This is a genomic window from Nonomuraea sp. KM90 (assembly GCF_052246675.1).
In the GTDB taxonomy this organism is placed as follows: domain Bacteria; phylum Actinomycetota; class Actinomycetes; order Streptosporangiales; family Streptosporangiaceae; genus Nonomuraea.
Map to the genome: position 1 here is coordinate 1 of NZ_JBQQCB010000257.1, position 6,275 is coordinate 6,275.

7 protein-coding genes are annotated in these 6,275 nt (G+C 74.2%); 5 read left to right on the plus strand and 2 right to left on the minus strand.

Features of this window, described 5'->3' with window-relative positions; translation table 11 throughout:
- The first annotated feature begins 249 nt into the window (after positions 1–249).
- The 5 genes from ACTWPW_RS62585 to ACTWPW_RS62605 all read left to right on the plus strand — a co-directional run bounded on the left by ACTWPW_RS62585 (position 250) and on the right by ACTWPW_RS62605 (position 4,505).
- Positions 250–1,410 (plus strand): CaiB/BaiF CoA transferase family protein, encoded by a 1,161-nt coding sequence (locus ACTWPW_RS62585; protein ID WP_443174783.1) that lies wholly within the window; start codon positions 250–252, stop codon positions 1,408–1,410.
- Positions 1,403–2,209 carry a citryl-CoA lyase gene (locus ACTWPW_RS62590; RefSeq protein ID WP_375112004.1) on the plus strand — a complete coding sequence of 269 codons (807 nt, stop codon included), beginning with the start codon at positions 1,403–1,405 and terminating at the stop codon, positions 2,207–2,209. The genes ACTWPW_RS62585 and ACTWPW_RS62590 overlap by 8 nt, the downstream gene beginning before the upstream one ends.
- A complete protein-coding gene (locus tag ACTWPW_RS62595) occupies positions 2,202–3,068 on the plus strand; it encodes an extradiol ring-cleavage dioxygenase (RefSeq protein WP_375112003.1) in 867 nt (288 codons plus the stop codon). The genes ACTWPW_RS62590 and ACTWPW_RS62595 overlap by 8 nt, the downstream gene beginning before the upstream one ends.
- The gene (locus ACTWPW_RS62600) at positions 3,065–3,427 is read left to right on the plus strand and encodes a hypothetical protein (protein WP_375112002.1); all 363 of its coding nucleotides are present in this window, start codon (positions 3,065–3,067) and stop codon (positions 3,425–3,427) included. Before ACTWPW_RS62595 ends, ACTWPW_RS62600 begins: the two co-directional genes overlap by 4 nt.
- Before the next feature lie 88 nt (positions 3,428–3,515).
- Positions 3,516–4,505 carry a quinone oxidoreductase family protein gene (locus tag ACTWPW_RS62605; RefSeq protein ID WP_443174784.1) on the plus strand — a complete coding sequence of 330 codons (990 nt, stop codon included), beginning with the start codon at positions 3,516–3,518 and terminating at the stop codon, positions 4,503–4,505.
- 83 nt (positions 4,506–4,588) lie between these two features.
- Here the strand turns inward: ACTWPW_RS62605 and ACTWPW_RS62610 are convergent, their stop codons facing one another.
- Together ACTWPW_RS62610 and ACTWPW_RS62615 are read right to left on the minus strand one after the other, a co-directional pair.
- The gene (locus ACTWPW_RS62610) at positions 4,589–5,236 is read right to left on the minus strand and encodes an aspartate/glutamate racemase family protein (RefSeq protein WP_443174785.1); all 648 of its coding nucleotides are present in this window, start codon (positions 5,234–5,236) and stop codon (positions 4,589–4,591) included.
- Positions 5,233–6,153, minus strand: coding sequence for a hypothetical protein (locus tag ACTWPW_RS62615; protein WP_443174786.1), 921 nt, complete (start codon positions 6,151–6,153; stop codon positions 5,233–5,235). The genes ACTWPW_RS62610 and ACTWPW_RS62615 overlap by 4 nt, the downstream gene beginning before the upstream one ends.
- Positions 6,154–6,275: the final 122 nt, after the last annotated feature.

A 6,275-nucleotide genomic window follows, 5' to 3' on the forward strand; every position in this document is an offset into this window, starting at 1 on the left:
ACCAGGACGTCCGTCCCGGGCAGCACCCGCCTGCCGTCCATGGGCAGCACGGTGCCACCGCGCAGCACCACGGGGCGTCCGGCCTCGAACTCGTTCATGGCACGCTCCTCGCTTGCGAACGATTGTCCGCTCTACGGTCACCGCCACTGTGATGAGTGGCCTGTCAAGACGGTTGACGAGAACACGCGTCAGTGCTGAGATCGGATCAGCGGACATACGTCCGTTGAACGGACGCGAGAATGGAGCCGGATGACTGACACCGTGCCGGGAGGGCCGCTGTCGGGCGTGCTGGTGGCCGATTTCTCCCGGATCCTGGCCGGGCCGTACGCCACGATGCTGCTGGCCGACCTGGGCGCCGACGTCGTCAAGGTCGAGGGGCCCGGCGGGGACGACACCCGGTCGTGGACGCCGCCCGCGCGGGGCGAGGCGTCGACCTACTACCTCGGGGTCAACCGGGGCAAGCGGTCGATCGCGCTGGACCTGCGGGACGAGGGCGACGCGGCGGTCGCCCGGGAGCTGGCCCGGCGGGCGGATGTGCTGGTGGAGAACTTCCGGCCGGGCGGGCTGGCCAAGTACGGGCTGGACTATGCCGCCGCCAGCGCGGTCAACCCGGGGCTGGTGTACGCCTCGATCAGCGGGTTCGGGTCGGGGGCCGGAGCGCGGGTGCCCGGTTACGACCTGATGGTGCAGGCCATGTCGGGGTTGATGAGCCTGACCGGGGAGCCGGACGGGCCCCCGTACCGGGCCGGGATCTCGGTGTTCGACGTGATGGCGGGCAACCACGCCGTCATCGGGGTGCTGGCCGCGCTGCGGCATCGCGAAGCCACGGGGCGGGGGCAGCACGTCGAGGTGAACCTGATGTCGTCGGCGCTGACGGGGCTGGTCAACCAGAGCTCGGCGTACGTGGCGGGGGGCGTGGTGCCCTACCGGATGGGGAACGCGCATCCGAGCGTGTTCCCGTACGAGCCGCTGCCGACCGCCGATCACGACCTGATCGTGGCCGCGGCCAACGACGGCCAGTTCCGCAAGCTGTGCGAGGTGCTCGGCATCCCCGAGATCGCCGACGACCCGCGCTTCGCCCGCAACGCCGACCGTACCGAGCGGCGGGAGGAGCTGCGGCCGATCCTGGTCGAGCGGCTCGTCCTGCGGCCCGCCGACGAGTGGTTCACGCTGCTGGTGGAGGCCGGCGTGCCGAGCGGGCCGATCAACACGATCGACGGCGGGTTCGCGGCGGCGGAGCGGTTCGGGCTGGACCCGGTCGTCGTGGTGGGCGAGGGCGAGCGGGCCGTGCCGACCACGCGGCATCCGATCCGCTTCTCCGAGACACCCGCCGGGTACGCCCTGCCGCCGCCCGAGCTGGACGAGCACGGCACCGAGCTGCGCAAGTGGCTGGAGGGCGGGCATGGCTGACTACCCGACCGCGCTGGGCGCGTCCTCCCCCACGTCGATCACGCTGCTGGGCCGCGACCTGGCCGCCGACGTGATGGGCGAGGTGAGCTTCGGTGAGCTGGCGTTCTGGCTGGCCACGCAGCGCCGTCCGGCGCCGGGCGAGGTGCGGGTGTTCGAGGCGGTGCTGGCGGCGCTGGCCGACCACGGGTTCACGCCGACCGCGATCGTGACGCGGCTGACGTACCTGTCGGCGCCGGACTCCGTCCAGGGCGCGCTGGCCGCCGGGCTGCTCGGCGGCGGCTCCCGCTTCCTCGGCGTCACCGAGGACTGCGGCCGGTTCCTGCACGAGGTGCTCGCCACCCGCGACCCGCTGCCCTGCGACGAGAAGGGCTGGGACGCGCTCGCCCTGGAGACCGTCCGCGCCCGGCGGGAGAGCCGGCAGCTCATCCCCGGGCTCGGCCACCACGTGCACAAGGACGGCGACCCGCGCACGCCCCGGCTGTTCGAGATCGCGGCCGAGGAGGGCCTGTTCGGGCCGCACCTGTCGCTGCTGGCGGCCGTCGGGCGCGTGCACCCCGAGGTGCTGGGCCGGACGCTGCCGGTCAACGGCGCCGGGGCCTGCGGGGCGGCGCTGGCCGACCTGGGGCTGCCGCTGGAGCTGCTGCGCGCCTTCGCGCTGCTGGCCAGGACCGCCGGGCTGATCGGGCAGCTCGCCGAGGAGCTGCGGCGGCCGGTGGCCAACGAGATCTTCCTGTCGGTGGACCTGAACAACCGGTCCATCCCGCCCGAGCCGTTCCCCGATGGAGGTTCGCATGGCTGAGGTCGTCGCCGTCATCGCATCCACCCACCACCCCTTCTACTACCGCGCCAGCACCTCCACCGGTGACGAGCGCCCGCCGTTCGCCGACGAGTGGGTGCGCAAGGTCGAGGCATTCCGCGAGACCCTGACCAGGGCCCGGCCGGACGTGCTGGTCATGGTCGGCTCCGACCACTTCCACCAGTTCTGGCTGGACAACATGCCGCAGTTCCTGGTCGGCAAGGCGCCCTTCTACGACGCGAACTTCTACAACGAGGAACGCGAGTTCGGCCTGCCCCGGATGTTGTTCACCGGGCAGGAGGACCTGTCGGCGCACATCCTGCGCGAGGGCCTGGACGCCGGGTTCGACCTGGCCTTCTCCAACGAGCTGCGGATCGACCACTCGATCACGTGCCCGATCATCACCCTGCGCCCGCAGAACGACCTGCCGATCGTGCCCGTCTACACCAACATCTTCGCCCCGCCCCTGCCGCAGCCCAAGCGGTTCGTGCAGCTCGGGCGGACCATCAGGGAGCTGGTGGAGTCGTGGCCCGGCAACCAGCGGGTGGCCGTCATCGGCACCGGGCACCTGTCGCTCGAACTCGGCGGCCCCCGCCAGTTCGGGCCGCACGGCCCCGACCCGGAGTTCGACCGCAAGGCCGTGGAGTGGATCTCCTCCGGGGACATCGAGGGCTGCCTGGCCGAGGTGACCCTGGACAGCCTCTGGAACCCCGGCAACGCCACCCACGGGTTCATGGACTTCATGCTCATGATGGGCGTCGCCGGCGACGGCCGCAAAGCCGACTACGTCGACACCTACGACCTGTTCCACACCATGGAGGCGTACTTCACCTGGTACCCGGACGGAGGCGGCCGCTCGTGAGCAAATACCTGCTGAACAAGTTCCTGTTCACCGTCGATCGCGACCCCGAGCTGGTCGAACGCTACCGCGAGCAGCCGCGGGCGACGGTGGAGTGGTGGGAGGCCGAGTACGCCAACCGCATCCTCGGCTGCCACACCGCCGAGTCGTCCACCTGGCTGCGCTTCGACGACACCGAACGCGAGGCGCTGGCCGCCCACGACTACGCGAAGCTGTTCGCGCTGGGGGCGCACCCGTTCCTGACGCTGACGTTGTTCATCGCCATGTTCGAGCGCGACCACGCCGAGCCGTTGGGCTTCCAGCTCGAATACGCCCGCAGGCTGTCCCACCACAGCCTGCCCTATCCGGACATCGCCACCTGATGCGCGCCACCCACCCGGAGCCCGCCGCCCTCCGTGGCGGCACCGGCCGGCTCGCGAGCCCCGGCCGGTCGAGACCTGGGGCGGGCTGATGCGGGCCGCGCAGGTCGAGGTGTGCGGGCGGGCGCCCGTCGTCACCGAGCGTCCCGAGCCCGCGCCGGCGCCGGCTGAGGTGCTGGTGCGGGTGACGGCCGCGCCGATCACCCCGCTGGACCTGCTGTGCGCGACCGGTACGTCCTACTTCGGGGCGCCCGCCCTCCCCTACGTGCCCGGCGTCCAGGGCGTGGGCACGGCGGACGGGCGGCTCGTGTGGTTCCCGACCTCGGCCGGGATGGCGCCGGGTGACGGCAGCATGGCCGAGCTGGCATCGGCCCGGGCCGAGGACCTGGTCGAGCTGCCCGCCGGCGCCGACCCGTTCGCGGTGGCCGCGCTGGGCCTGTCCGCCGTGGCCGCCCACATGGCGCTGACCTGGCGGGGCGAGCTGGTGGCGGGCGAGCAGGTGCTGGTGCTCGGCGGGGGCGGCGTGGTGGGCCAGGCGGCGATCCAGCTCGCCCGCCTGGCGGGGGCCCGCCGCGTGGTGGCGGCCGCCCACTCCCCCGGCGGCCTCGACCGGGCCGGGCAGGCGGGCGCCGACGCCGTGGTCGCCCTCGGCCTGGAACCGGCCGGGCAGGCCGGGGCCTTGGGCGCCGCTGATGTGGCCGAGCTCGGGGAGCGGTTCGCCGCCGTCTGCGACGGGCCCGTGGACCTGGTGCTCGACCCGCTCTTCGGGGTCCCCGCCGCAGCGGCGGCGCGCGTGCTGCGCAAGGGCGGCAGGCTGGTCAACCTCGGCGGGTCGGCGTCGGAGACGTGCCCGCTCGACTCCGCCACGCTGCGCAGCCGCTCGCTCCGGGTGCTGGGGTACACCAACAACGAGCTCACCCGGGAGCAGCGGGCGGCGTCCGTCGCGTTCGTCGCCGAGCAGTCGGCCGCCGGGCGGCTGGCGGTGGCGCACGAGGTGGTGCCGCTCCAGGAGACCCCGGACGCCTGGCGCCGCCAGTCCGCGGGCACCACTGGCGGCCGCATCGTCCTGCGCCCCGGCTGAGCCGGCCGGTCCCGCACCCCGGCTGAGCCGGCCGCTCCTGCGCCCCGCTGAGCCGACCGCCCCGGCTGGGCCGGCCGCCTCCGTCAGGCGAGCTGGGCCACGCCGGAGCGTGGTGAGGACAGCACCGGGACGTCCCCGCCCGCCTCCCCCACGATCCGCGCCATGGACGCCTGGGCCAGCACCACCACGTCCACCTTCCCGGCCAGCTCCCGGAACCCGGCCAGGACCAGGGCGTCGTGGCGGGCCGGGTCGCCGCCGCGCAGGGCCTCGAAGGCCCCGTCGCACAGGTGCGGCACGACCTCCCGCGCCACCCCCTCCCGGTCGGCGGCCCGCTGGACGGCGCGGGTGGTGGGGCCGAGCGTGGTGGCGAGCGTGGCCAGCACGCCGACGCGGGCGCCCGCCCGTACGGCCTGCTCGGCCATCGGCTCGTCGATGCGCAGGATCGGCAGCTCCGCGAACGGGCGGGCCTGCTCGGCGGCCTCGCCGATGGAGGAGCAGGTGACCAGCAGCACGGCCGCCCCGGACTCCTTCGCGTACGCCGCGTACGACACCACCCGGCGCAGCACGTGCGGCGGCGGCCCGTCACCGGCGATGGTGTCCTGGAGCAGGCTCTCGTCGACGAAGTTCAGGATCCGGGCACCGGGGCGCACCTCGGCGGCGAGCTCGGTCAGCGGCCCGGCGAGGGCGGGCACGGTGTGCAGCATCGCGATCTTCGGCGTGTCCCCGCTCATCGGGCCGCCCCCTCGCCTGAGGCGTGCCACGGGCGGGCGTGCTCGTCCACGATCGCGGCCAGGTGCCGCAGCCGGGGCACGGAGCGGGCCCGCAGCCCGCCCGGCACGTCCCCGGAGCCGACCACATCGCTCCAGATGGCCCGCCCCGCGAGCATGCCCGACGCGCCCGCGCGGCACGCGGCCCGTACGGCGGCGGGGAAGTCGTCCCGCTCCACCCCCTGCGACAGCACCACCCACGGTACGGGGATCACCTCGTCCAGGAGCGCGCACTCCTCGCGCAGGCGCTCCTCCGGGGCCGCCCCGCCGAGCGGCACCTGCGCCTTGTACAGGCTGGGCCGCAGCCCGGCCAGCTCCCGCGCCGCCTCCCTGATCGCGCCGGGCCCGTCGAAGGCCCCCTCGGGAACACCGGCGGCCGGCTTGGCCACGCCTTCCAGGACCGAGAGCAGCCCCGCGTCCGCGCAGCGCCGGACGAACTCGGCCGCCGTCTCCAGCCGCCGCCCCCTCTGCTCGTCGTCGCGCCAGATGAGCAGGAGCTTGGCCGCGACCGCACCCGCCTCCCGGGCGGCGGCCAGGTCGACGCGCTCGTCGATCGAGGTGTCCTCGACCGGCCCGTCGGGGTCCTGCTGGAGGGCGTCCACGGCGACGATCAGGCCGCCTCCGACGACGCCCTCCGCCGCGACCTGCCCGAACCCGTAGTCCTGGTCGATCAGGAAGCCGGAGGCGTGCGGCCCGACCTCCCGCGCCACCGCCAGCTTGAACGACGTCAGCCGCTCGTCGCCCACCCGCTCGCCCGTGGCCGCCGCGTACATCTGCCTGAGGCTCTCCCGCTGGTCCATCGCGACCATGGCGAACCCGCCGGACGGCCTGGCCAGCAGGTCGAGCGTGGGTGCGGAGGTGATCGTCTCGGGTCTGGTCATTCGTGCTCCTGTTCTGGTGTCTCTGCTGCTGGTCAGGCCCGTCCCCGGGCCAGGAAGCGCTCGTACTGGGGGAGGTAGGCGGCCCGGAGGGCGGGGTCGGGCGGGAGGTGTTCGCGGGGCAG

Excerpts from the sequence above, each read along its gene's own strand:
- ACTWPW_RS62585 (WP_443174783.1), top strand. The coding sequence starts at position 250 with ATGACTGACACCGTGCCGGGAGGGCCGCTGTCGGGCGTGCTGGTGGCC.
- ACTWPW_RS62590 (WP_375112004.1), top strand. The coding sequence starts at position 1,403 with ATGGCTGACTACCCGACCGCGCTGGGCGCGTCCTCCCCCACGTCGATC.
- ACTWPW_RS62595 (WP_375112003.1), top strand. The coding sequence starts at position 2,202 with ATGGCTGAGGTCGTCGCCGTCATCGCATCCACCCACCACCCCTTCTAC.
- ACTWPW_RS62605 (WP_443174784.1), top strand. The coding sequence starts at position 3,516 with ATGCGGGCCGCGCAGGTCGAGGTGTGCGGGCGGGCGCCCGTCGTCACC.
- ACTWPW_RS62610 (WP_443174785.1), bottom strand. The coding sequence starts at position 5,236 with ATGAGCGGGGACACGCCGAAGATCGCGATGCTGCACACCGTGCCCGCC.
- ACTWPW_RS62615 (WP_443174786.1), bottom strand. The coding sequence starts at position 6,153 with ATGACCAGACCCGAGACGATCACCTCCGCACCCACGCTCGACCTGCTG.